This window comes from Streptomyces sp. NBC_01294 (assembly GCF_035917235.1).
Lineage (GTDB): Bacteria > Actinomycetota > Actinomycetes > Streptomycetales > Streptomycetaceae > Streptomyces > Streptomyces caledonius.
The window spans coordinates 7574318-7597279 of the sequence record NZ_CP108423.1 but is presented as its reverse complement, the minus strand read 5'-3'; the positions used below and the strand labels follow the sequence as shown (position 1 = coordinate 7597279).

Annotated in this window: 20 protein-coding genes and 5 pseudogenes; 14 read left to right on the top strand and 11 right to left on the bottom strand. The window is 69.7% G+C overall.

The window, feature by feature from the left end:
* Positions 1 to 142: 142 nt before the first annotated feature.
* Complete coding sequence (locus OG534_RS34360) at positions 143 to 943, bottom strand: crotonase/enoyl-CoA hydratase family protein (RefSeq protein WP_326586521.1); 801 nt, start codon at positions 941 to 943, stop codon at positions 143 to 145.
* 198 nt (positions 944 to 1141) lie between these two features.
* Here OG534_RS34360 and OG534_RS34355 point away from each other — a divergent pair, with 198 nt between their 5' ends.
* Positions 1142 to 2773, top strand: coding sequence for an acyl-CoA synthetase (locus OG534_RS34355; protein WP_326586522.1), 1632 nt, complete (start codon positions 1142 to 1144; stop codon positions 2771 to 2773).
* Between the two features lie 311 nt (positions 2774 to 3084).
* Here OG534_RS34355 and OG534_RS34350 read toward each other — a convergent pair whose 3' ends face one another.
* On the bottom strand, positions 3085 to 3942 hold the full coding sequence (locus tag OG534_RS34350; protein ID WP_326586523.1) for an alpha/beta fold hydrolase: 858 nt from the start codon (positions 3940 to 3942) through the stop codon (positions 3085 to 3087).
* Positions 3943 to 4049: 107 nt separating this feature from the next.
* On the opposite strand from OG534_RS34350, the gene paaK reads away from it, so the two are divergent.
* Both paaK and OG534_RS34340 read left to right on the top strand, forming a co-directional pair.
* On the top strand, positions 4050 to 5351 hold the full coding sequence (gene paaK / locus OG534_RS34345; RefSeq protein ID WP_326586524.1) for a phenylacetate--CoA ligase PaaK: 1302 nt from the start codon (positions 4050 to 4052) through the stop codon (positions 5349 to 5351).
* Positions 5352 to 5450: 99 nt separating this feature from the next.
* A complete protein-coding gene (locus OG534_RS34340) occupies positions 5451 to 6314 on the top strand; it encodes a YhjD/YihY/BrkB family envelope integrity protein (RefSeq protein ID WP_326586525.1) in 864 nt (287 codons plus the stop codon).
* Positions 6315 to 6395: 81 nt separating this feature from the next.
* Here OG534_RS34340 and OG534_RS34335 read toward each other — a convergent pair whose 3' ends face one another.
* On the bottom strand, positions 6396 to 7901 hold the full coding sequence (locus OG534_RS34335; protein ID WP_326586526.1) for a fatty acyl-CoA synthetase: 1506 nt from the start codon (positions 7899 to 7901) through the stop codon (positions 6396 to 6398).
* A 262-nt stretch (positions 7902 to 8163) separates the two neighbouring features.
* Here OG534_RS34335 and OG534_RS34330 point away from each other — a divergent pair.
* A pseudogene (locus OG534_RS34330) lies at positions 8164 to 9768 on the top strand (penicillin acylase family protein); the annotation flags it as partial.
* 444 nt (positions 9769 to 10212) lie between these two features.
* On the opposite strand, the pseudogene OG534_RS34325 reads toward OG534_RS34330, so the two are convergent.
* The 4 genes and pseudogenes from OG534_RS34325 to OG534_RS34310 form a co-directional block, all read right to left on the bottom strand.
* Positions 10213 to 10374 (bottom strand): annotated as a pseudogene (locus OG534_RS34325) (pirin family protein); the annotation flags it as partial.
* A gap of 120 nt (positions 10375 to 10494) precedes the next feature.
* A pseudogene (locus tag OG534_RS34320) lies at positions 10495 to 10686 on the bottom strand (SulP family inorganic anion transporter); the annotation flags it as partial.
* Positions 10687 to 10813: 127 nt separating this feature from the next.
* Entirely contained in the window at positions 10814 to 11218 is a 405-nt protein-coding gene (locus OG534_RS34315; RefSeq protein WP_326586527.1) for a pyridoxamine 5'-phosphate oxidase family protein, read from the bottom strand.
* Between the two features lie 156 nt (positions 11219 to 11374).
* Positions 11375 to 11659, bottom strand: coding sequence for an SHOCT domain-containing protein (locus OG534_RS34310; RefSeq protein ID WP_326586528.1), 285 nt, complete (start codon positions 11657 to 11659; stop codon positions 11375 to 11377).
* 181 nt (positions 11660 to 11840) lie between these two features.
* On the opposite strand from OG534_RS34310, the gene OG534_RS34305 reads away from it, so the two are divergent.
* The 3 genes from OG534_RS34305 (at position 11841) to OG534_RS34295 (ending at position 13755) form a co-directional block, all read left to right on the top strand.
* A complete protein-coding gene (locus OG534_RS34305; RefSeq protein WP_326586529.1) occupies positions 11841 to 12305 on the top strand; it encodes a Crp/Fnr family transcriptional regulator in 465 nt (154 codons plus the stop codon).
* Positions 12306 to 12345: 40 nt separating this feature from the next.
* Entirely contained in the window at positions 12346 to 12990 is a 645-nt protein-coding gene (locus OG534_RS34300; RefSeq protein WP_326586530.1) for a CBS domain-containing protein, read from the top strand.
* A gap of 72 nt (positions 12991 to 13062) precedes the next feature.
* Complete coding sequence (locus OG534_RS34295; RefSeq protein ID WP_326586531.1) at positions 13063 to 13755, top strand: response regulator transcription factor; 693 nt, start codon at positions 13063 to 13065, stop codon at positions 13753 to 13755.
* A 14-nt stretch (positions 13756 to 13769) separates the two neighbouring features.
* Here the strand turns inward: OG534_RS34295 and OG534_RS34290 are convergent.
* The 3 genes and pseudogenes from OG534_RS34290 to OG534_RS34280 form a co-directional block, all read right to left on the bottom strand.
* Positions 13770 to 15503: pseudogene (locus OG534_RS34290) on the bottom strand (GAF domain-containing protein).
* 114 nt (positions 15504 to 15617) lie between these two features.
* Positions 15618 to 15821 (bottom strand): annotated as a pseudogene (locus OG534_RS34285) (DUF1918 domain-containing protein); the annotation flags it as partial.
* A 669-nt stretch (positions 15822 to 16490) separates the two neighbouring features.
* Positions 16491 to 16910 carry a CBS domain-containing protein gene (locus tag OG534_RS34280; protein WP_326586532.1) on the bottom strand — a complete coding sequence of 140 codons (420 nt, stop codon included), beginning with the start codon at positions 16908 to 16910 and terminating at the stop codon, positions 16491 to 16493.
* A 591-nt stretch (positions 16911 to 17501) separates the two neighbouring features.
* Between OG534_RS34280 and OG534_RS34275 the strand changes: the two genes are divergently transcribed.
* The 7 genes from OG534_RS34275 (at position 17502) to OG534_RS34245 (ending at position 22294) form a co-directional block, all read left to right on the top strand.
* Complete coding sequence (locus OG534_RS34275) at positions 17502 to 17702, top strand: hypothetical protein (protein WP_266616581.1); 201 nt, start codon at positions 17502 to 17504, stop codon at positions 17700 to 17702.
* A gap of 53 nt (positions 17703 to 17755) precedes the next feature.
* Positions 17756 to 18190 (top strand): CBS domain-containing protein, encoded by a 435-nt coding sequence (locus OG534_RS34270; protein WP_326586533.1) that lies wholly within the window; start codon positions 17756 to 17758, stop codon positions 18188 to 18190.
* A 359-nt stretch (positions 18191 to 18549) separates the two neighbouring features.
* Positions 18550 to 19419 (top strand): universal stress protein, encoded by an 870-nt coding sequence (locus tag OG534_RS34265; RefSeq protein WP_326586534.1) that lies wholly within the window; start codon positions 18550 to 18552, stop codon positions 19417 to 19419.
* Between the two features lie 28 nt (positions 19420 to 19447).
* Positions 19448 to 20134 carry a CBS domain-containing protein gene (locus OG534_RS34260; protein WP_326593256.1) on the top strand — a complete coding sequence of 229 codons (687 nt, stop codon included), beginning with the start codon at positions 19448 to 19450 and terminating at the stop codon, positions 20132 to 20134.
* A 246-nt stretch (positions 20135 to 20380) separates the two neighbouring features.
* A complete protein-coding gene (locus OG534_RS34255; RefSeq protein WP_442807208.1) occupies positions 20381 to 20989 on the top strand; it encodes a CBS domain-containing protein in 609 nt (202 codons plus the stop codon).
* A gap of 12 nt (positions 20990 to 21001) precedes the next feature.
* Entirely contained in the window at positions 21002 to 21628 is a 627-nt protein-coding gene (locus OG534_RS34250; protein ID WP_326586537.1) for a CBS domain-containing protein, read from the top strand.
* Positions 21629 to 21637: 9 nt separating this feature from the next.
* A complete protein-coding gene (locus OG534_RS34245; protein WP_326586538.1) occupies positions 21638 to 22294 on the top strand; it encodes a CBS domain-containing protein in 657 nt (218 codons plus the stop codon).
* 291 nt (positions 22295 to 22585) lie between these two features.
* On the opposite strand, the gene OG534_RS34240 is transcribed toward OG534_RS34245, so the two are convergent.
* Positions 22586 to 22777, bottom strand: coding sequence for a hypothetical protein (locus OG534_RS34240; RefSeq protein WP_008734969.1), 192 nt, complete (start codon positions 22775 to 22777; stop codon positions 22586 to 22588).
* Positions 22778 to 22962: the final 185 nt, after the last annotated feature.

Below are 22962 nucleotides of genomic sequence, written 5' to 3'. Positions count from 1 at the left end.
AGCCTCGCCTGGCCATTGCGGCCTGGCCGGGCACATCCAGCCCCGCCGGCGTTTGAGGCGCGGGGTCCGGGGCGGAGCCCCGATCTTTCGGCCCCGCCGGCGAGGGAGGCACGGCACCGGGGCCCCGACAACGCCGGGCCGACTACTCGCGCCGATACACCGCGGGCCTCTTCTCCGCAAAGGCCCGCGCCCCCTCCTTCGCATCCGCCGTGTCGAACACCGGCCACCCCCGCAGCAGTTCCGCCGCCAACCCCTCCCGCTCGGTCAGCTCCGCGGTCTCGTAGACCGACGCCTTGACCGCCTCCACCGCCAGCGGCCCGCACGCATTGATCTGCTCCGCGATCTCCAGCGCAGCATCCAGCGCCGTGCCGTCCGGCACCACCCGCCCGATCAGCCCGATCCGCGCCGCCTCCTCGGCCGAGTACGGCCGCCCGGTCAGCAGCATCTCGAGGGCGTGCGTACGCGGGATCTGCCGCGGCAGCCGCACCGTGGAGCCGCCGATCGGAAAGAGCCCCCGCTTGACCTCGAAGAGCCCGAAGGTGGCACCCGCGCCCGCCACCCGGATGTCCGTGCCCTGCAGGATCTCGGTCCCGCCGGCCACGCAGTAGCCCTCCACGGCCGCGATCACCGGCTTGCGCGGCCGGTGGTGCCGCAGCATCGCCTTCCAGTGCAGGTCGGGGTCGTCCTTGAGTCGGTTCCGGTACTGGTCGCCCGCCATCCCCTGGCCGGCCAGCGCCTTGAGGTCCATGCCGGCGCAGAAGTCGCCGCCCGCGCCGGTCAGGACCACCGAGCGGATCCCGTCGTCGGCGTCCGCCTCCAGCCAGCCGTCGTACAGCCCCACCAGCAGCGGCAGCGAGAGCGCGTTCTTCGCCTCGGGCCTGTTCATGGTGAGCACCAGGGTGGCGCCGTGCCGATCCACGCTCAGGTGTTCTGTCCCACCCATTGCCGTCCTCCCGTCTCAAGACCTAGAACAGGTTGCAGTAGGGGAGGGTGCAGTTCAATAGTTTTCTGACACCCAGTCAGATTTCTTGGGCGGCGCCCTTCCCAGTTGCCGGCTCCGGCGCTCTAATGACCGCCGGAGCAGGCCGGCCACCGGGCCAGTCGTCGGGAACATCGGGAACATTCGGGGTCAGGAGGAACGGTGGAGTACAACCTTGCCGACCTGTTCGAGTCGGTCGTGGACGTGGTCCCGGACCGCGAGGCCCTCGTCTACGTGGACCACCCCGGGACCGGCGCCGAGCGCCGCCTCACGTACGCGGAGCTGGACGCGGCGGCGAACCGGATCGCGCACCACCTGCTGAACAGCGGCCTGAAGGCCGGCGAGCACGTGGGTCTGCACCTCTACAACGGGATCGAGTACCTCCAGACCGTCCTGGCCTGCCTGAAGGCCCGACTGGTCCCGGTGAACGTCAACTACCGGTACGTGGAGGAGGAGCTGGTCTACCTCTACAACGACGCCGACCTCGCCGCACTCGTCTTCGAGGGCGAGTTCACCGAGCGGGTCGCGGCCGCCCTGCCGCAGACGACGCGGCTCCGGCACCTGGTCCGGGTCGGGCAGGTCCCCGAGGGGGCTCCGGAGCCCTCGATCGCGCCGATCGCGTACCCGGACGCCGAGGCCGCCGGGTCGCCCGAGCGCGGCTTCCCGCCCCGCAGCGCCGACGACCTGTTCATCATCTACACGGGCGGCACGACCGGCATGCCCAAGGGCGTCATGTGGCGGGCGGAGGACCTCTTCTTCGCCGGCCTCTTCGGCGGCGAGCCGACGGGCGAGCCGGTGAAGCGGCCGGAGGAGCTGGCCGAGCGCGTCGCCTCCAAGGGTGCGGGGCTGACCTTCTTCCCCGCGCCCCCGCTGATGCACGGCACATCGACGCTGACCTCGTTCATCGCCTTCAACTACGGCCAGCGGGTGGTCATCCACCGCAAGTACGCACCGGAAGAGGTGCTCCGCACGATCGAGAAGGAGAAGGTGTCGAGCGTGTCGCTGGTCGGCGACGCGATGCTCAGGCCGCTCATCGACGCCCTCAACGGCCCGCTCAAGGGGACGGACCTGTCCTCGCTGTTCAGCGTCTCCTCCTCCGGGGCGATCATGTCGGAGACGGTGCGCGCGGAGTTCCAGCGGCTGGTGCCGAACGTGCTGCTCCTGAACAACTTCGGATCGTCCGAGTCCGGGTCCAACGGCCGGGCGACGGACGACTCCAGTCCGGAGAAGGGCTTCCGCCTAGAGGTCAACGACCGTACGCAGGTGGTGGACCCGGTGACGCACGAGCCGGTGGCGGTGGGCGAACCGGGGCGCCTCGCCCAGCGCGGCCACGTCCCGCTCGGCTACTACAACGACCCGGCCAAGACCGCCGAGACCTTCTTCCGGAAGGGCGCGGAGCGCTGGGTGCTGCTCGGCGACATGGCGACCGTCGACGAACAGGGCATCGTCACGGTGCTCGGCCGCGGCTCGCAGTGCATCAACACGGGCGGCGAGAAGGTCTACCCGGAAGAGGTCGAGCAGGCGCTGAAGTCGCACCCCGACGTCTACGACGCCCTGGTCGCCGGAGTCCCGGACCCGACCTGGGGCAGCCACGTGGCCGCGGTGGTCCAGGTCCGGTCGGGCGCCCCGGCCCCGACCCTGGACGAGATCCAGAGCCACTGCCGCACCAGACTGGCGGGCTACAAGATCCCCCGCCAACTGGTCATCGCACCCGCCATCCAACGCTCCCCGAGCGGCAAGGCGGACTACCGCTGGGCCAAAACGATCGCAACGGAATCAGACACGATCAACTGACCCACCCCGGCAAGCCCACCCCACCCCACCCGGCCGGCCAAACCCAGCCCCGCCGAGCCAACGCCACCCCGGCGGGCAAACCCACCCTCGCCAGCCAAACCCAGCCTCGCCGGGCCAAATCCAGCCCCTCCGGCGTTTGAGGAGCGGGGTCCGGGGCGGAGCCCCGATCTTCAAGCCCCGCCGGCGTTTGAGGCGCGGGGCCCGGGGCGGAGCCCCACCCTTCAGCCCCGTCGGCGTTTGAGGCGCGGGGCCCGGGGCGGAGCCCCGATCTTTGAGGCGCACCCGCCCCGCGCCTCGTCGGCGACCGTCGGTCAAACCCCGGACGAGAGGAAGCGTTCCACCCGAGCCGAGAACCACCCCGGGTCGTCCAGCCACGGGAAGTGCCCGGCCCGGGGCTGGACGTCGACCGCGCCCCGCCGGAACAGGCCTGCAAGCTCCGCCGCCAGCACCGGACGGGGGTTGCCGTCCAGCTCCGCGGCCAGCACCAGGACCTCGCCCGAGACCCGGCGGAGGCCCGCACGGGTCGCGGGCGGATCGAAGGCTCCGGGGCCCGCATAGGCCTCGGCGGCCTTCTCGTTCTGCTGGTGCGCGTTCGCCGCGCAGTGCGCCCGGGCCGCCGCGTCCCAGCGCCCGTAGAACAGCGGCGCGGCCAGATCCCAGTCCACCTCGCTCCCGCCCGCGCCCGCGTCCGCCAGGATCCGCTCGTAGGCATCGATGGCCGTGTCGTACGGTTCGCTCCCCGCGCGCAGCCGGGCCGCCTCCAGCCGCTGCTCCGGGGTGACCGGGAGGTCCACCGCCCACGCGGTCGGAGTGACCAGCACGGTCCGGCGCAGCCGCTCCGGGTGTGCGGCCGCGTAGAGCTGGGCGAGGTTCCCGCCGGCGGAGTGCGCGAGGAGGTCCATGCGCTCCAGGCCGAGGTGTGCCCGCAGGGCCTCGACGTCGCCGACCTGGTGGTCGACGCGGTACGTCGACTCGTCCGCCGGCATCCCGGAGTCGCCCGTACCGCGCAGGTCGAGCAGGATGAGACGGCGGCCGTCGGCCAGTCCGCCGAGGTCGCCCAGGTACACGGAGGCCCGCATGGCGCCGCCCGGGACGCACACCAGCGGTTCACCCTCCCCTTGGAGGTGGTAGGCGAGTTCGGTTCCGTCGTAGGTGGTGAAGGTAGGCATGGGGGCCATCACAACAGACGATCACTCGTTCGAGTCATTGATTTCACCTGCGGAGGCCTGGCAATCTACCGAATGATCGTTCGGTAGATTCACGATGAGGTGACGACATGGCGGTGCACCCGGATTTCCACGACGACGGCGAGCGGCTCGGCCGCGACGAGCTGGCCGCCCTCCAGCTGACGCGGCTGCGCGCGACCCTGCACCGCGCCTACGAACGGGTGCCGTTCTACCGGCAGGCCTTCGACAAGGCCGGCGTGCATCCCGACGACTGCCGCTCCCTCGCCGACCTCGCCCTGTTCCCCTTGACCACCAAGACCGACCTGCGCGACCAGTACCCCTTCGGGATGTTCGCCGTACCGCGGTCCGAAGTGCGCCGCATCCACGCCTCCAGCGGCACGACCGGGCGTCCCACCGTCGTCGGGTACACCGACAATGACCTCTCCACCTGGGCCGATGTCGTCGCCCGATCCATACGCGCGGCGGGTGGCCGGCCCGGCCAGATCATCCACATCGCCTACGGCTACGGCCTCTTCACGGGCGGCCTCGGCGCGCACTACGGCGCCGAACGCCTCGGCTGTACGGTCGTGCCCGCCTCGGGCGGGATGACGGACCGGCAGGTCCGGCTCATCGAGGACTTCCGGCCGGAGGTCATCATGGTGACGCCTTCCTACATGCTGACCCTGCTGGACGAGATGGAGCGCCAGGGCATCGACCCGCGCGCCACCTCACTGCGGACCGGGATCTTCGGCGCGGAGCCGTGGACCGAGGAGATGCGCCGGGAGATCGAGGAACGGCTCGGCATAGACGCGGTGGACATATACGGCCTGTCCGAGGTCATCGGGCCGGGTGTCGCGCAGGAGTTCGCCTCGACCAAGGACGGTCTCCACATCTGGGAGGACCACTTCTATCCCGAGGTGGTCGACCCCCTGACGGGCGCGGTGCTGCCGGAGGGCGAGCACGGCGAGCTGGTGTTCACCTCTCTCACCAAGGAGGCCATGCCCGTCATCCGCTACCGCACCCGGGATCTGACGCGGCTGCTGCCCGGCACCGCCCGGCCGGCCTTCCGGCGGATGGAGAAGGTCACGGGCCGCAGCGACGACATGATCATCCTGCGCGGGGTGAACCTGTACCCGACCCAGATCGAGGAGGTCCTGCTGCGCACGCCCGGCCTGGCTCCTCACTTCCAGCTGCGGCTGACCCGCGAGGGGCGCATGGACGCCCTGACCGTACGGGTGGAGGCGCGCCGGGAGACGGTTGCCGATCGGCGGGAGGCCGCGGGCGCCGAGGTGGTCCGGGCCGTCAAGGAGGGGATCGGGGTCTCCGTCCGGGTGGAGGTGGTCGATCCGGAGAGCCTGGAGCGTTCGGTGGGGAAGATCAAGAGACTGGTGGACCTCCGCGGCGCAGGGTAGGGGCACAGACTCGCGTCCGGGCGGCTGAAACCACCCCTTCGGGTCCATTTCGGGGCGGCTCCCGGGAGCGCGGTTGCGCTCGCGGGTAGTGCATGAGGCGTGACCTCGACCTTCCGGAAGCTCTATGTCCGGCTCCAGGCCTCCCCCGCCGGGCTGGCCTGGAGCCGCGGCCGGGAGATGGAGCTGATGCACCGGGCGATGGGCTTCGCGGCCCTCGGGTTCCTCACCCTCGTGCCGCTGCTGGTCGTCGTCGCGGCCGCCGCGCCGGGCAGCGGTTCGGGCTTCGGCCGCTGGCTCGGCCAGGCCCTCGGGGTGACGGAGTCCTCGCGTGGCCGGGTCGAGATGCTGTTCAGCGCTGCGGACATGGCACTGGAGCGGACCACCGCCTTCGGTCTGGCCGCTCTCGCGGTGTTCGGCCTGACCTTCGGCTCGGCCGTGCAGACGGGCTACGAGAAGGTGTGGGACCTGCCGACCGCCCGTTGGCACACCATGTGGCGGCACGTCGTCTGGCTCGCCCTGCTGGTCTGCTACCTCGCCCTGCTCGTGGGGATCCCCCAACCGTCGGACGACGCCGTCGGGACCGTCCTCGGCACGCTGGGCGACCTCATCGGCACGTGCCTCTTCTTCTGGGGCTCCCAGCGGCTGCTGCTCGGCGGCCGGGTCCGCTGGCGTGCCCTGGTGCCGGGCACGCTCGCGACCAGTCTCGGGCTGCTGGGGCTGCGGATGTTCTCGCAGCTGGTGTTCTCGCCGCTCATCGCGTCCAACGCCGTGACCTACGGCCCCTTCGGCACCCTGCTGGTCGTCCAGTCCTGGCTCGTCGGAGTCGGCTTCGTGGTCTACGGCGGCGCGCTGGTCGGCCGCCTCTTCCACGAGTACCTCACCCTGCGCCGCTTCCGGCGCACCGGAATCCTGCCCGCCGACAGCGGCCACCCCGACCATCCCGGCCCGCCCCGACCGGCCTGACCGGCCTGACCGGCCTGACCGGCCTGACCGGCAGCACCCCACCGCACCCCGACCCGGGCCCCGATCCGGACCCCGGCCGGATCAGTCCGCAGGGGCCGGAGGCGGGGCGAAGCGGTCGCGGAGTTCCCGCTTGAGGATCTTGCCGCTGGCGTTGCGCGGGAGGGCGTCGACGAAGAGCACGCGTTTCGGGGCCTTGAAGTGGGCGAGCCGCTCCCGCGCGTAGGTCATCAGCTCCGCCTCCGTCGCCTCCCCACGCGCCACCACCACCGCCGTGACCGCCTCGATCCACCGCTCGTCGGGCAGCCCGACCACCGCCACCTCGGCCACGCCCGGGTGGGTGTAGAGCACGTCCTCCACCTGCCGCGAGGCAACCAGCACCCCACCCGAGTTGATGACGTCCTTGACCCGGTCCACCACCGTGAAGTACCCGTGCGCGTCGCGCACCGCGAGGTCGCCCGAGCGGAACCAGCCGTCCCGGAAGGCCCGCTCCGTGGCCTCCGGGTCGTTCCAGTACCCCAGGCACAGCTGCGGCGAGCGGTAGACGACCTCGCCTGCCGTGCCGTCCGGCACGTCCTTGCCGTCCTCGTCGACGACCTTCGCCTCGACGTGGCGGACCGGCCGCCCGCAGGACTCCATCCGCCCCTCGTGCTCCCGCGGCCCGAGCACCGTGGCCAGCGGCCCGATCTCGCTCTGACCGAAGCAGTTGTAGAAGCCGAGCCCGGGGAGCCGCTCGCGCAGCCGTTCCAGGACCGGGACCGGCATGATCGAGGCCCCGTAGTACGCCTTGCTCAGCGCGCCCAGCTCACGCACCGCGAACTGCGGGTGGTTGGCCAGGCCGATCCAGACCGTGGGCGGCGCGAAGAGGCTGTTCGCCTCCCCCGCCTCGACGAGGTCGAAGAGCTGTTCCGCGACCGGCGCGTCCACGATGGTGTTCCGCGCCCCCACCGCCAGGTACGGCATCAGGAAGACGTGCATCTGCGCCGAGTGGTACAGCGGCAGCGAGTGCACGGGCCGGTCCTCCTCGGCCAGGTCCAGCGCCTCGATCGCGCTCTCGTACTCGTGGGCGAGGGCCCGGTGCGTCATCATCGCGCCCTTGGGCAGGGCGGTGGTGCCCGAGGTGTACAGGAGCTGCGCCAACCCGCCCGGTTCCCTGTCGGGTTCAAAGGCGAGCGGCTCGGCCAGCTCCGCCAGGAAGGAATCCGGGGCGTCGCGCAGTGCCCGTACGCGTTTGCCGTCGGGGACCCGACCGGCCAGGTCCGGATCGGCGAGCACCAGGGCGCTGGCGGAGTCGTCGAGGATGTACGCGAGGTCGTCGCCGGTGAGGTTCTGGTTGACGGGTACGTGGGTGAGTCCGGCCCGGGCGCAGGCGAGGAAGGCGATGAGGTAGGCGTCGGAGTTGTGCGCGAAGGTGGCGACCCGGTCGCCGTCGGCCAGCCCGTACCGCTCCCGCAGCACGGCGGCGCCGGTGGTGACGGCCGCGTCGAGCTCCGCGTACGTCCAGCTCCGCTCGCGGTAGCGGACGGCGAGGCGGTCGGGGACCCGACGCGCGCTCTCGTGCACCAGCCCGTCGACCGTCCGGTGCCGCACTGCCTGTCCTGCCTGTCCTGCCTGTCCTGCCTGTCCTGCCTGTCCTGCCTGTCCCGCCTGTCCCGCCCGCCCTGCTTGCCCTGCTTGCCCTGCTCGAGCTGCCGTCATGGCGCGATCCTCGTCCCGCGCGCGCCCGAGGTCAATGACCGGGATACCAAACGGGATGTTGACAGATCATCGGACCGCCTGCATGAGTGTGGGGGCACGGACGCACCGCCTGTTCATCGGGTAACCACACCCATCCGCAGGCTACTTGGGAGGCATGTTGCACCTCAGCACCCGTCCGATACTCCGCCGCGTCGCCGTCACCGGATCCGCTCTGCTCGCCGCGACGGCCGCGATGCCGCAGGCCTCGGCGGCGACCGCGGACCGGATACCGGCCGGCGGCGGCCTGTCCGCCGTCATCCGGTACACCGAGAACGGCATACCCCACATCCTCGCCCGCGACTACGCGCGGCTCGGCTTCGGCACCGGCTGGGCGCAGGCCGCCGACCAGGTCTGCGTCCTGGCGGACGGGTTCGTGACCGTCGCCGGTGAGCGCTCGCGCTGGTTCGGGCCCGACGCCGCACCCGACGGATCGCTCTCCTCCGCCACCCGGAACCTCTCCAGCGACCTGTACTTCAGGGGCGTCCGGGAGTCCGGCACCGTGGAGAAACTGCTGGCGACCCCCGCCCCGGCCGGTCCCACCAAGGACCTCAAGGAGCTGATGCGCGGCTGGGCCGCCGGCTACAACGCGTGGCTCGCGCAGAACAAGGTCACCGACCCGGCGTGCAAGGGCGCCGGCTGGGTCCGCCCGGTCACCACGACCGACGTGGCCGCCCGCGGCTTCGCGGTCTCGGTCCTCGGCGGCCAGGGGAGCGGCATCGACGGCATCACGGCGGCGCAGCCACCGGGCGCGTCGGGCACAGCGGGCGCGACAGGCGCCCGCACCGCACCGGCACCGGTACCGGCTCCGGCACCGGAGGTCGATCCGGCGGCCGCCGCCGAGGCCGCGCGAGAGTTCTTCGACACCAGCCGGTACGACATGGGCTCCAACGCGGTGGCCTTCGCCGGCTCCACCACGGCGAGCGGGCGCGGACTGCTGCTCGGCAACCCGCACTACCCGTGGCAGGGCGGGCGCCGCTTCTGGCAGTCGCAGCAGACCATCCCGGGCGAGCTGAACGTGTCTGGCGGCTCCCTGCTCGGCACCACCGTGGTCAACATCGGCTTCAACGAGAAGGTGGCCTGGAGCCACACGGTCGCCACCGGCACCCCCGTGAACCTGCATCAGCTCACCCTCGACCCGGCCGACCCGACCGCCTACCTGGTCGACGGCACGCCGGAGAAGATGACCCGGCGGACCGTCACCGTCCCGGTGGCGGGCGGCGCTCCGGTCACCCGCACCCAGTGGTGGACGCGCTACGGACCGGTGGTCTCGAACCTCGGCGCCGGTCTGCCGCTGCCCTGGACCGACCGGACGGCGTACGCGCTGAACGACCCGAACGCGGCGAACCTGCGCGGCTCCGACACCGCCCTCGCGATGGGCAAGGCCCGCTCGGTCGCCGGGATCCAGGAGGCCCTCAAGCGCACCCAGGGCCTGCCGTGGGTCAACACGGTGGCCGCGGATTCGGCGGGCGGCACCCTGTTCACCCAGACCCAGGTGCTCCCCCGGATCACCGACGAGCTGGCGGCCGGCTGCTCGACCCCGCTGGGCCGGGCCACGTACCCGGCCTCGGGGCTGGCGGTGCTGGACGGTTCGCGCGGCGCGTGCGCGCCCGGCTCGGATCCGGACGCGGTGCAGCCGGGCGTCTTCGGCCCGGGGAAGGCGCCCACGCTGCGGGGCGCCCCGTACGTCGAGAACTCCAAGACCATGATCAAGGCATGGTTACTACGCGATCACTGGCGCGTAAATAGCAGCAGGTCAGGGTGGGGGTGGGCAGGACCGGGTGCCCGCTGGTCGTTGAGGGCTGGCGGGTGTCCGGCCATACGCGCGCTCCCTCTTCTCGGAGCTGACACAGCGCGTCGGTCCCGCTGGATCCCGACGAACTCCCCCACATACCAGGCCTGTTGCAGCGCGGCCACGTCTTCTTCGGTGACGTCCCGGTGCGCTGCTACAAGCACAAAGGCCGCTAGATGTACGACGAACGCGATATCCGCACTGCCAGGCGAGGGCGAGGCGCTGTGGGAGGTGCTGCGGGGTGTCCACGCCGCGTTCCGGGCCGACGAGCAGGTCAGGCACCCCTGAGTGGGGCCGATCTACGAGCGCCCGCCTGTTGGGCCAAGCAGCTCACACTTGCCACTCACGCGACCCCGCTTCCGGCATCAACACAGGTCAGCGCACACGACCCCGAGGTTTCAGGCGAGTTGCGGGAAGCTCTGGAGCCGGAATCGGAGGGCCGTCGTAGCCCTTCACCTCGCCGTAGCGGGTGCCGTTGATCCAGTCTTCGCGGGCCTGTGCGATGTCCTCTTGGGACCGTCCGATCCAGTTCCAGAACCATTAAACCTCTGGGAATTTCCGCAGGTCAGGGCGTTATGGGTTCCTGGAAGTCAGCAAAAGTCAGCATCAGCGCCTCACCCAGCGGCACCTTTCCTCCGAAACATGTCCAAGTATTTACAGGACCATCGCCGGCAGGACGGCCCACAGGCCTACCACCGGCGCCAGCCCAGCCACGACCGCGTAGGCCATGCCCTGGGGCACGAGGTACGCGGCGACGGTGATACCCGCGAGCAGGTCGCCGCGACACCAGCTGCGCTGGTAGCCGGCCAGAGCGGGTGGCTCGAAGGCAGATTTCAGACGCTCGGGCATGGCACTCCTTCTCGCCGCTGCCCACAGCATCCCGCGAGCGCCCCTACCTCACGGGCACCGACAGTCCAGGTCCCGCCCGTCGGCCTCTACTTCACACGTAAGCCGCCGACCAGGGGTCCGGGGGCGACTACTCGGCCGCGTCGAGCAGGAAGCCCGTGACAAGATCCGGCCTGATGCGCAGGGCCCTGGTCATCGTCTGACGTACCCACGGCACTAGCAGCGCCGCGTACGGGTCGGCCCCGTCCTCCTCGGCTACCAGAGAGACGTAGCCGGTGACGACGACGCTCCAGCCGAGGCAGGTCTCGGGGTCCACGACATCTGCCTCGTAGGCGACAACGACCCCGGGGGCGTCGGGCGTCGCCACGAGCGATGCGAGCGCTCCGCCGTCCTGGAGCCGGACGACGATGTCCTCCCCGTCCACGAGATGATTGACCAGCCTCACGGCCGGGAGAGCATGCTCGGTGAAGACGATGCGTCCCAGCGATACCGTGCCGAGCAGGCTCAGTGCTTCGCTTCGATCCAACGGCTTCATGCTCCGAGTTGGCGCCCCATCCGGGCTGCTGAGATCTGGTCGCCGCGTCGCTTCGTGGTTCATCGTTCGCGCCCCTTGCTCGGCTCCCTCTTCCCGATTGATCGCGAGACCGGGAGGCTTCCTGACGCGCCTTGCCTCCCTCTCGTAGGGCCGGGTTCAGCCCTCTCCCGGTCCGGGCCGGCTTCGACCAGGCCCGTGCTCACGCAGCACGGTCAGACTCCGTTCGAACTCTGCCTCGTCGATCTCCCCTCGGGCGAACCGTTCGGCGAGCACCTGCTTGGCGGAAGGCGTAGTGCGGGGCTCTACCGGGCCTGAGGGGAAACGGTCGACGCTGCGGAGGAGCAGAACGACTGCCATGACGGCCAGAGCCACGAGGAGGACCATGCTGAACGACATGGCGACCCAGCCCCATCCGCCCATTCCGTGTTCGTACCAGAACATGGTTCACGCTCCTGGGGCAACGGCTTGGGACTCGGCCACAGGGCAGGTCCGCGTGTTCCTACTGTCCACCGGCCTGCGGCGTCAGGGCATGGGCCCGTCGGGGTCACGACCAGGGCCGATCGGCCCATCCCCGCAGCCCTGCCGTGTCCCAGACTGAAGGCGGACTCGAACGGAGGCCGCGATGAGCACACCTTCCCCCACCCGGATCGCCAACGCCCTGTCGGCGGAGTACCGCGCCCGTCTGACGGACATCGCGCGTGAGGTCGATTTTCCCGTAGGTACCCGCCTCTTCAATGAGGGAGGCCACGCCGACCGGTTCTGGATCGTGCGATCCGGCACGGTCGGCCTCGACGTTCACGTGCCCGGCAGACAGGCAGCGGTGATCGAGGCGCTTGGTTCCGGCGAGCTGGTCGGCTGGTCCTGGCTGTTCCCTCCCTACACCTGGCACTTCGGTGCGGAGGCGACGAGCCCTGTACGCGCCCACGAGTTCGATGCGGCCGCCGTGCGCTCGATGATGGAGGCCGACCCCCGATTCGGCTCCGCCATGGACCACTGGGTGGGCCAGGTGCTCGCCCACCGGCTCGTGGCCGCCAGGGTCCGGCTCCTCGACCTCTACGCGCCTCATGGCAGCGGCAACTCGCTGTGAACCGGATCCTCCCCATCGAGATCATGTGAGGGAGCCGGCCATGCCCGCATCCCAGTACACCGTCAGCGATGTCATGACCCAGACCGCCGTGGCCATCGGCCGCGAGGCCTCGTACAAGGAGATCGTCGAGCTGATGCATCAGTGGAAGGTCAGCGCACTGCCGGTACTCGAAGGAGAGGGCCGGGTCGTGGGCGTCGTCTCCGAGGCCGATCTTCTGCCCAAGGAGGAGTTCCGGCGGAACGACCCGAGACTGCCCGAGCAGATGGAGGAGGCGTCCAAGGCCGGAGCAGTGCTCGCCGAGGAGCTCATGTCCAGCCCTGCCGTCACCGTGCACCCGGACGCCACGATCACCGAAGCCGCCCGCATCATGGCCAGGAAGGGCGTGAAACGGCTGCCGGTGGTCAATGCCATCGGCCTGCTGGAGGGCGTCGTCAGCCGCAGTGACCTGCTCAAGGTGTTCCTGCGGCCCGACGAGGAAATCGAAGACGAGGTCCGCAATGCCGTCCTCGCGGAACTGGCTCCCCCGGTAGGCATCGACTGCACGGTCGAGGAGGGCGTCGTCACCCTGCGGGGCGACCTACGGGACCGCGCCCTGGCACCTCTGATCGCCCGCGCCGCCCGCGCCGTCGAAGGGGTCGTGGACGTGCGGATGGAGCTCGCAGGTCCGGTCGGTACGGCCGTATGACCCGCTCCCCGGTACTTTCCGACCCTTCCTGCGACAATGCGACTGAGACGTACACCGACCTCAGGGGCGTGGATGTCCGATACACCGGCTGCTTCTGCGGAGGCGCCCATCAGGGTGTTCCTCCTGGACGACCACGAGGTCGTCCGCCGGGGGCTGCACGACCTCCTCGACGCCGAACCCGACATCGAAGTGGTGGGCGAGGCCGCCACCGCCGAGCAGGCTCTAGCCCGGGGTCCGGCCCTGCGGCCGCACGTGGCGGTCCTGGACGTACGGCTGCCGGACGGCGACGGCATCACCGTCTGCCGCGAGCTGCGCTCGCGCATGCCGGAGCTCGCCTGCCTCATGCTCACGTCCTTCGACGACGAGGACGCCCTCCTCGACGCGATCATGGCCGGCGCCGCCGGCTACGTGCTCAAACAGATCAAGGGATCCGACCTGGTCGCCGCCGTGCGGACGGTCGCAACGGGGCAGTCGATGCTCGACCCCGCAACCACCGCCCGGCTCATGCACTCACTGCGGGACCCGGAAGCCGCCAAGCCGCCGGAGGACGAGCGCCTCACCGCGCTCACTGAGCGCGAGCGGGCCGTCCTAGAACTCATCGGCAGCGGCCTGACCAACCGGCAGATCGCCAAGCAGCTCTATCTGTCCGAGAAGACCGTCAAGAACCACATCTCCCGGCTGCTCGGCAAACTGGGCGTCGAACGCCGGGTCCAAGCCGCGGTCATCGCCGCCCAAGTACACGAGCACGAAGCGGGCAAGCCCTGACAACCGCTACGGGGTCAGGCGTCGGCCCTGGGCAAGGGAACCGTCCATTCGAGGCGGGTGCCGTGTCCCGCCGCGCCTCGTGTCGAGACGGTCAGTCGGCCGCCCAGCTTCTCTGCCCGCTCGGCCAGGTTGCGGAGCCCGCTGCGGCGCCCATGTTCTGGGATTCCGACGCCGTCGTCGGTCACGGTGACCACGAGTACGCCGTCGACCGCCGCGATGGAGACTTCCGTATGCCGGGCACGGGCGTGCCGAACGACGTTGCTGAGCGCCTCACCGATCACGGCCAGCGCCTCATCGGCCACTGACACTGGCACGTCGGTTTCTACCAGCCCCTCCATCCGCAAGGCGGGGGCGAAGCCCAGCACGGCAGCGGCCTCGTCAACCGCTCGGACTGCGCGGAGCCTGAGTTTCGGCTCCGCATCCGGCATCTCGTGTTCTCGAAGGCCGAAGATGGTCGACCGGACGATCTTGATGGTGGTGTCGAGGTCGTCAATGGCCCGTCTCAACCTCTCGGACGCCTCGGGGTGCTCCACGAAGCGTTGGGCGCTCTGCAAGGTCATTCCAGTGGCGAACAGCCGCTGGATCGCGAGGTCATGCAGGTCCCGGGCAATGCGGTCGTGGTCCTCGAGCAGACTCATCTGCTCCGCGTCCCGCCGGCGATCGGCAAGCTCCAGGGCGATCGCGGCCTGCCCCGCGAAGCCAGGCAAGGCCAAGGTCTCCGTAGCCGCGAACGGTGCGCGACCGCGTCGACGGGCCAGCATCAGTACGCCGCTCAGCCGCTCCTTGGTGCCCACCGTCACCGCTACCGCGGGCCCGAAGCCCTTCCACCGCTCCGGCTGTACGGTCACGCGCTCGTCGCTCTCGACGTCCGGGACCGTGATCAATCCGTCCTGGGCGAGGGCCGCTGCGGCAAGGGTTCCCTCACTGCTCGGCAGCACGATGCCCCGATGTGCCTCGGCTCCCTCGCCGACGGCCAGTGAGCCGCGCAGCTCGCCGCCCGGGCCGACCAGGTAGAAGACGCCCATGTCGGCCGCAGTGATCTCGCGGGCCCGCTCCAGCATCCCTTCCAATACCTGGATCTAGGAGGAGCCGGACAGCAGCTCGTTCGTGAAGTCGGAGCTGGCCTCCAGCCAGCGTTCTCTGAGCCGGACGTCCTCGAAGAGCCGTGCATTCTCGATCGCGATTCCGGCCGCGACAGCCAGAGTCGACAGGACGGCCTCGTCCTCGGCGTCGAAGTCCGCCCGGCCCCGCTTCTCGGTCATGTAGAGGTTGCCGAACACCTCCTCGCGCACCCGGATGGGCACTCCGAGGAAGGTGTGCATGGGCGGGTGGTGGGCCGGGAAACCGTACGAGGCCGGATGGTCGGACAGTTCCGTCAGGCGCAGCGGTTCGGGGTGACGGATCAGCTCTCCGAGGATGCCGTGCCCGGAAGGCAGATCACCGATCTGGGCACGCAGCTCGTCGCTGATGCCGACGGGGAGGAATTCCGCGAGTTTGCGGTCATCCCCGATCACTCCCAGGGCCGCGTACTCCGCGTCCACAAGTACCACTGCAGCTTCCACGATCCCCGTCAGGACCTGCGGCAGGTCGAGTTCACGACCGACCGACATGACGGCTTCCAGGAGACCGTTCAGGTGGTCCCGGGTGCCGCGTACCTCATCTATCCGTACCTGGAGTTCGTCGAGCAGTTCATCCAGCCTCAGACGGGGCAGCGGGGTGCGCGGGGTGTCGTGGCCCTCCCCGACCACGGCACCTCCAAGGGCACGCGGGAATGGAACTGACGTCTCTCTCCACGGTAGCCCCGCGTTGCGATGGGTTCACTTCGGAGACGTGCGCGGCCGCCGCTGTGCCTGGCGGTCTGCCGGCTTTCCCTCGGCGTCGCCCAAATGCCTGACGTGGGCATCCGGACCAGGAAAGTAGAGCGTGACGCGGCCGGTGTCCGACCAGCGGATGTCGTACGGCGGAGTGCCGTCGTCATGGTGCAGTCCGACGACTTCGCCGTCACGGCCGGGCTTGCCGACCGTGGGGCCGCCCACGACCATCTGGTCCCCCAGGTGTGCATGGATGCCGCTTCCTGTGGTGTCAGGGTTCATCGTCTTGCAAGGAGGACGCTCTGCTCCTGCGCATACGACGGACCTGGGCACCGGCGGTCGCCGAACGCGTCGGCCTCCCCGGTGCCTCGGCCCTCGGCCCCGCGATGTACTTTCTCAACCTGGCCACTACGCGCGGCCGCCGGCACGTGGGCGGGCGCTCGGCAGCGGCTTCTTCGCCGCGATCGGCGGATGCCATGTCGACGCCCTGGGGCGGAGCTGGGTGTCCGCGCGGCTCCGCTTCCTCGGACGGAGCAGCGTCGCTGCAAGCAGTGCCGTCTCTTGTCACGCGTTGCGCCGGCCGTCCCCGTGGCCGCGCCACAGTCACTGCACATCTCCGACACGAGGCCGACGGATCAGCCGAAGAGATCAAGCACCCGGATGGTGTGTATGGGACGCAGCCCGGGTTGGTCCCTCCCCGGATCCCCGGGAGGAGGCGTCGGCGTCGTGCGCGTCGGCAGCGTGCCACTCGGACCACGACAGACCGGTTCAGGGGGAGCTGCCACGAGTTCCCCGAGTGGAGTCGCATGTGCCGTCACGGTCTCTCCAATCGGCAGTTCTGGGGTCCGCCGGTGGGCCGCCCGGCGTAGCACGTGAGCTGCCAGCCAGCCGGGCCCCAGATCCCTTACCCGCCCGCACAGGGCTTCAAGGGACGGCGCAGACGGCTTCGACGAAGTGCCCAACCTGGTCTTCTGACAGATGGCGTGCCAGGTCGGCTTCGCTGATCATGCCGACGAGCCGGTGGTCTTCGATGACGGGCAGTCGTCGGACACGGTGCTCTTGCATGATCTGCAGGACCTGTCCGCTGTCCGCGTCCGCGGCCACCGTGAACGGCTTGCCCTCAGCCAGCATGCCCGCCGTCATGTGGTGCGGGTCCTTGCCCTTGGCCAGGCACTTGATCACGATGTCACGGTCGGTGATGATGCCGTGCAGCCGGTCATCCGGCCCACAGATCGGGAGTGCTCCCACTCCCAGTTCGCTCATGCGGCGTGCCGCGTCCATGAGCGTCTCCTCCTCGCGGACGCAGGACGCGCCCTCGTGCATGATCTCTCGCGCGGTCGTCACGGCCGCCTCCTGGTTGGTTGTGGTGACAGAGCACGGAACTCCGAGTGACCTTTTCTGAGGGTCCGGGAACACGCTGTGCCTAAGTTTCCCCCTCCTCGATTCATCTGCCCTGGGCTCGAGCGCCCAACAGGGACTCCTCCAATCTGCGCCTGGCCTGGAGAACGGTCTTGAGACCATCGGGTCCCTTGAGGGGACCATTCGGCCTAAACGAGAGGTGATGACTGTCAACTCGGGCCACCAGTGAAAGCCTGCGGCCACATGGGTGGCTTCGGCACCGCCCCCGGCCGGACACACGGGCCGGCATCGAGGTAGTTCCTGTCGGTGCGTGTTGCCGGGCCGGCCCGGGCGGCACAGCACCCCACCCACGACATTCCGAACCGGATACGCACTCAACGCTCATGCCCCGCGCGCTGCGCTTCGCGGCGATGGCGCAGTCCGAGCGGAAGAACATCCGAGTGGCGACGCTGGAAGTCCGAGGCCAAGGCCCGCATGACACGCTGAGTTACATTGCAAGTCGCGGCAGCTTCGGGAGACCAGGGGCGTGACCGCTTGCGCACCCGCCGATCAGCCGTGGTTCTCTCACCCGGACGGGTGCCCGCTGCCACGTCGGGCCAGGCGGAACTGCCGCCCAGCTCCGAAGTCGTCGCCTACTGCCGCAGCGAGTACTGCGTCCTGCCCCACGACGCCGTTCGGCTCCTCAACGCCCTTGGCCATCGCGCCGTGCAGCTGACCGACGGCATGCTGGAAGGGCGGCTGTCAGAACGGCCCGTGGACACCGAAGCCGCAGCATGAACTCCAACCTCCTGCTGCCCCACGGGCTGCAGGCTTCAGGGAGCAGCTGAACGATGAACGTATCCGATCGAATGAGCGCACCAGCAGTGACGATTCCTCCGCGGACACCGGTCGGTGAGGTGGCCCGGCAGATGGGCGAGTACGGGATCGGTTCCGTGGTGGTCACGGAAGGTGGGGCGCTTCGGGGTATCGTCACCGACCGTGACCTGGCCTTGCGCGCGCTGGCCGAGGGCCTGGATATGGGCGAGCCGGTGGATGCGGTGATGACATCCCCAGTCGTCACCGTGAATGCGACCGACGACATCCACGAGGCGTACCGGACCTTCCGGAGAACTGGGGTCCGCCGCCTGCCCGTGCTGGACGGAAGCCAGGTGGTGGGCATGCTGACCGTGGATGACCTGCTGATGGACGTCTTCCAGCGGGTGGCGGACCTACTCGGTCCCGTCGCGTGGAGCGTCCTCGAGGAACCACCCGGGCCGCCCTCCTGAACGTGTGCCTTCGCCCTCACACACGCCTTGTCCCGGCCGCGGAGAACGATGCCTGCGACGGATCACTCCCCCCTCCCGAGTATGGGCGCGCCGGCGCACGGCGGTTTGCCGACAGCTCGACTCCCTCAAATTTCATCGAGGCGCTGAGCGAGCGCACCGGTCTCGCCCTGCCCGAGTCCGACTATCCGGCGGTGAACACCCTGGACGGCTGCGCGGACTACGTCGCCTCGCGCGCCTCCATGGAGTAGCGGGGGGCTGATCGGTCCCACATGGGGCCACTCGGCCCCTCCTCGGTCATCGCGCCGCAGGTGACGCTGGAAGAGGACCGCCGTCCCGCGCCGCCCAAGGAGGTTCTGGCCATGAAGCACCATGTGACCGTCGGCGTGGACGGCTCTCGCGAGAGCCGGGCTGCGGCTCTGTGGGGCGCCCGGGAGGCGGCCTTGCGGGACGTGCCGCTGAGGCTCGTCCACGCTGTCGACTGGCTGATCAGTCCCGCGGTACCAGGGCTGGGCAGCGAAGCGGCCGACCGTTGGGCCGACGAGGCGCTCACCGAGGCATTGGAGGACGTGCGACGCCGGCATCCCGGGCTGGAGGTCTCGACGAGATGCCTCTCAGGCAGGCCTGCGGCAGCCCTGGCCGCGGAGGCGGTGGACGCCGGGCTGCTCGTACTCGGCTCCCGCGGGGTGGGAGGTCTCGTCGGATTCCTCATCGGCTCGGTGAGCTTGTCGACTCTGGCGGCCACCGAGACGCCGGTGGCACTCGTACGCGTGTCGGACGCGCCCGAGGAGGCCCAGCCCGTCCGGTACGGGGAGATCGTCCTGGGGATCGACATCCACGAGGCAGCGGACAAGGTTTTGGCCTTCGCCTTCGAGGAAGCCGACCGTCGCGGCTGCGCCCTGCGTGCGGTCCACGGTTGGAAGCTGCCCTCCATGTACCAGTACGCGCCCTTCTTCGACCCGGAGAACGAGCGGGAGGTCGGCCGGAGTGTCACCGTGATGCTCGACGACATGCTGATGCCGTGGCGGCACAAGTTCCCGTCCGTTTGCGTCACCCACGAGGCGTTCATGGGGCCCGCCGGCGACCAGCTCGTCCAAGCCGCAGCGAACGCGGACCTCGTCGTGGTGGGCCGCCATCTGCGCCGCTCGCCTCTGGGGGCGCATCTGGGGTCCGTGGCCCACGCGGTCCTGCACCACGCCGCCGCCCCCGTCGCGGTCATCGCTCACGACTGACGGACCTACTCACAAGGGAGATCGGACCATGTCTCACCGCACTGTCGCAGACGTCATGACCAGGAACGTGGCCACGGCCGCCCCTGAAGCGTCACTCAAAACGGTCGCCCGGAGCCTCGATGACAACGGGGTCTCGGCCCTGCCCGTCGTGGACACCCGTCACCATCCGATCGGCATCGTCTCCGAAGCCGACCTGCTTCGCAGGCAGGCCGGGCTGCCCGATACCGAAGGGCGCGACCCCATGCGCGCCGCGGCGCCCATGGACCGTGCCTCCATGGGCGCCCGGACCGCCGGCGATCTGATGTCCACCCCGGTCCTGACCGCCCGTCCGGAGTGGGGCATCGTCGAGACGGCCCGCTTCCTGCACGAGCGAGGTGTCAAGCGTCTGCCGGTGGTCGACGAGACCGGAACCCTGGTGGGCATCGTCAGCCGCACCGACCTGTTGCGGCCCATGCTCCGTCGCGACGACGCCATCCGCGATGAAATCGTCGACGACGTACTGGGCCGGACGCTCAGGATGACCCCGGGAGGCGTTGCCGTGACCGTAAACGAAGGGGTCGTCTCCCTGAGCGGCCAGGTCCAGGAGCGGTCAACCATTCCGATTGTCGAACGACTGTGCCAGTCGGTCGACGGGGTCGTCAGCGTGGACCAAGCCCTCGGCTACGCGATCGACGACCTGTCTCCAGTTGCCGACCCTCGCCATGCCACGCATTGACCCCCGCGACACAGGGCGGAAAGAGTTCCGCCTGCTTCTCGCGGATCCCGATCGTGCGGTGCACGGCCGCCAGCCGCTTCTCCGCATCCTCCCAGGGACCCTTGCCGTCAATTTCATCCGTTCATGAAGTACGCCCGTCACCTGGAGAACAGGGCCAATCAGCCCGAAGTGATCCCCTGACGGCCCTACCGCCAGGCGGGCACAGGTGTCCACGATCGGATGTATCAAGACGCCGCTACTGGAGGCATCATGAAGCAGCTTCGCACCGTCGAGGACGTGATGACTCATGCCGTCATCTCCGTCGACCGCAGAGCACCGTTCAAGGACGTCGTGGAGGCCATGCGGCAGTGGCGGATCAGCGCCCTGCCCGTCCTGTCGGAGGAAGGACGGGTCGCCGGCGTGGTATCCGAAGCGGATCTGCTGCTCAAGGCCCAGGGCACGGACGAGTCCCGGGCAGTCACCGCCGGGCAGCTGATGACCGTACCGGCGGTCACGGTGACCAAGGACGCCACCATCCCCGGCGCCGCCCGTCTGATGGCCCGCGGCCACCTCAAGCGGCTCCCCGTCGTCGACGGCGACGGCCGCCTCGTCGGCGTGGTCAGCCGGAGCGACCTCCTCAAGATCTACCTCCGCCCCGACGCCGACATCGCCGAGGAGCTCCGCGAACTGATCATGGCAGAGCTCATCCCCGCCGGATCGGCCATGGTCCAGGTGCATGTGGCCGACGGCATCGTGCATCTGGACGGCTCCATCCCCGACCCGGCCCTGAAGGACGTGCTGGTCCGAGTCGCACGCACCGTACCGGGGGTAGTGGACGTCACGGCCGTGCGCCTCGACGCCGAAGTCCGCACGTGAGGGAGGCCGACGATGAGGCACCGCAGCGTCGCCGACCTGATGACCCCGACAGCCGTCAGCGTCCAGCGGGGCACCCCGTTCAAGGAAATCGCCAGGCTCCTCAAGGAGTTCGACATTTCCGCCGTGCCCGTGGTGGACGAGGCCGAACGTCCCGTGGGCGTCGTCTCCGAGGCCGACCTGCTGCGCAAGCGCAGCTCCGGCAGCGGCACGAACACGGCCGCCGATCTCATGACCAGCCCCGCCATCACCGCACAGACCGAATGGAGCGTCGTCCGCGCAGCGCGGGTCATGCGGGGGCGGCAGGTCAAGAGGCTGCCCGTGGTGGACGCCGCCGGCCGACTGATCGGCATCCTGAGCCGCAGCGACCTGCTCCAGCTCTTCCTGCGCAGGGACCACGCGATCCAGGAGGAAATCCTCGAAGACGTGGTGACCCACACCCTCGGGCTCAGCCCGTCGTCGTTGACCGTCGAGGTCACCGACGGGCTGGTGACCCTCAGCGGCACCGTAAGCCGGCGCAGCCTGGTCCCCATCGTGCTGCGCCTGTGCCAGAGCGTCGACGGCGTCGTCGACGTGGTCAACCGGCTCGACTACGCACAGGACGACGTGTCGGTCGGCGCTCGAACGCCCACCGAGCGGTAGGAGAAGAGCATGAAGCATCGGGAAGTCCGCGAGCTGATGACCCGCGAGGTCGTCACCGTCCCCAACAACGCCCCCTTCAAGGAGATCGCCCGCACCCTGACGGAACACAAAGTGTCGGCCGTCCCAGTCGTCGACCATTCCGGCCACCCGCTCGGCGTGATCTCGGAACGGGACCTGCTGCCGAAATCCGCAGGCCAAAGCGACTACTTCAGGTCACTTCCCGAACGGGAGGCCTGGCAGGAGGACAAGGCCGCAGGTACGCGCGCCGAGGAGCTGATGTCCTCGCCCCCCGTGTGCGCCAGACCCGACTGGACCGTCGCCGAAGCCGCCCGGTTGATGGAAGCACAAGGAGTCAAGCGGCTCCTGGTCGTGGACGACGCGGACGTACTGATCGGAATCGTCAGCCGACGGGACCTGCTACGGATCTTCCTCCGGGACGACGAGGACATCCGTCACGAAATCATGGGTGACGTGCTCGAACTCAGCCTGCGCCAGAGCCCCTCGGCCATCACCGTGGGCGTCACCGACGGCCGGGTCGAGCTGCAAGGAACGGTCGACTACAAAAGCCTCATCCCACTCATCGAACGCCTCTGCCGGACCGTGGACGGCGTGGTCTCCGTCACCTCACGTCTCGGATACGCCATCGACGACACGCCCTCAGCCTGAGCGAGCCAACCACCGTGTCGAGTACCTCCGGATCCCGCGGCCGGTCAGCACGTCGGCGCGGTCGAACCATCCCCTCCTCACGGTGAACGTGGCCCGTCAAGTGGATCCCGGTCATCCCCCATGCATGGGGAAGCCATCATGAACGATCGAATCGTCGCCAGCCTCTACTGATCCACGGAAAGCCCCGGAGCCGCCCACTGGGCGGCTCCTCGAGCGGCTGTGCCGATGAGGAGGGAGTGGACGTCTCCTACCCCCCTCGTCGCCTTCCACCATGCGGTCCTCCCAGTGGCACTACAGGCCCTGGGCCAGGAGAAGCTCATGAGCGAGCCGTGCGCCGCGCGCCGCGTGGGCCGATCCTTCTGTCTCCTGTGAGGGGTTGGCCTCCAACCCTTCGGCCAGTGCCCGCACTGCCTGGGCGAGCGTCTGCACCTGTGCTTCGACGAGGGACAAACGGTCCTGTTCGGAAGGGGTGCTCTGGGTCATGACAAAGCCTCCGTGATCAAGACAGCGGGTGTACGGCGTCACGTGCCACTGTGCGCCATGCCAAGGGGCGGGTCCACCGGAGGCATTCGGCACCTGCTCTTGCCGGGGGCGAGACAGATCTGCCGCAGGGCAAAGCAATCACCGCGGCCGTCCGCTTCGCGCTTCTTCTCTCCGGCCGGGCCGGC

Excerpts from the sequence above, each read along its gene's own strand:
- OG534_RS34360 (WP_326586521.1), bottom strand. The coding sequence starts at position 943 with ATGGGTGGGACAGAACACCTGAGCGTGGATCGGCACGGCGCCACCCTG.
- OG534_RS34350 (WP_326586523.1), bottom strand. The coding sequence starts at position 3,942 with ATGCCTACCTTCACCACCTACGACGGAACCGAACTCGCCTACCACCTC.
- paaK (WP_326586524.1), top strand. The coding sequence starts at position 4,050 with ATGGCGGTGCACCCGGATTTCCACGACGACGGCGAGCGGCTCGGCCGC.
- OG534_RS34315 (WP_326586527.1), bottom strand. The coding sequence starts at position 11,218 with ATGAAGCCGTTGGATCGAAGCGAAGCACTGAGCCTGCTCGGCACGGTA.
- OG534_RS34310 (WP_326586528.1), bottom strand. The coding sequence starts at position 11,659 with ATGTTCTGGTACGAACACGGAATGGGCGGATGGGGCTGGGTCGCCATG.
- OG534_RS34305 (WP_326586529.1), top strand. The coding sequence starts at position 11,841 with ATGAGCACACCTTCCCCCACCCGGATCGCCAACGCCCTGTCGGCGGAG.
- OG534_RS34300 (WP_326586530.1), top strand. The coding sequence starts at position 12,346 with ATGCCCGCATCCCAGTACACCGTCAGCGATGTCATGACCCAGACCGCC.
- OG534_RS34295 (WP_326586531.1), top strand. The coding sequence starts at position 13,063 with ATGTCCGATACACCGGCTGCTTCTGCGGAGGCGCCCATCAGGGTGTTC.
- OG534_RS34270 (WP_326586533.1), top strand. The coding sequence starts at position 17,756 with ATGAACGTATCCGATCGAATGAGCGCACCAGCAGTGACGATTCCTCCG.
- OG534_RS34265 (WP_326586534.1), top strand. The coding sequence starts at position 18,550 with ATGAAGCACCATGTGACCGTCGGCGTGGACGGCTCTCGCGAGAGCCGG.
- OG534_RS34260 (WP_326593256.1), top strand. The coding sequence starts at position 19,448 with ATGTCTCACCGCACTGTCGCAGACGTCATGACCAGGAACGTGGCCACG.
- OG534_RS34250 (WP_326586537.1), top strand. The coding sequence starts at position 21,002 with ATGAGGCACCGCAGCGTCGCCGACCTGATGACCCCGACAGCCGTCAGC.
- OG534_RS34245 (WP_326586538.1), top strand. The coding sequence starts at position 21,638 with ATGAAGCATCGGGAAGTCCGCGAGCTGATGACCCGCGAGGTCGTCACC.
- OG534_RS34240 (WP_008734969.1), bottom strand. The coding sequence starts at position 22,777 with ATGACCCAGAGCACCCCTTCCGAACAGGACCGTTTGTCCCTCGTCGAA.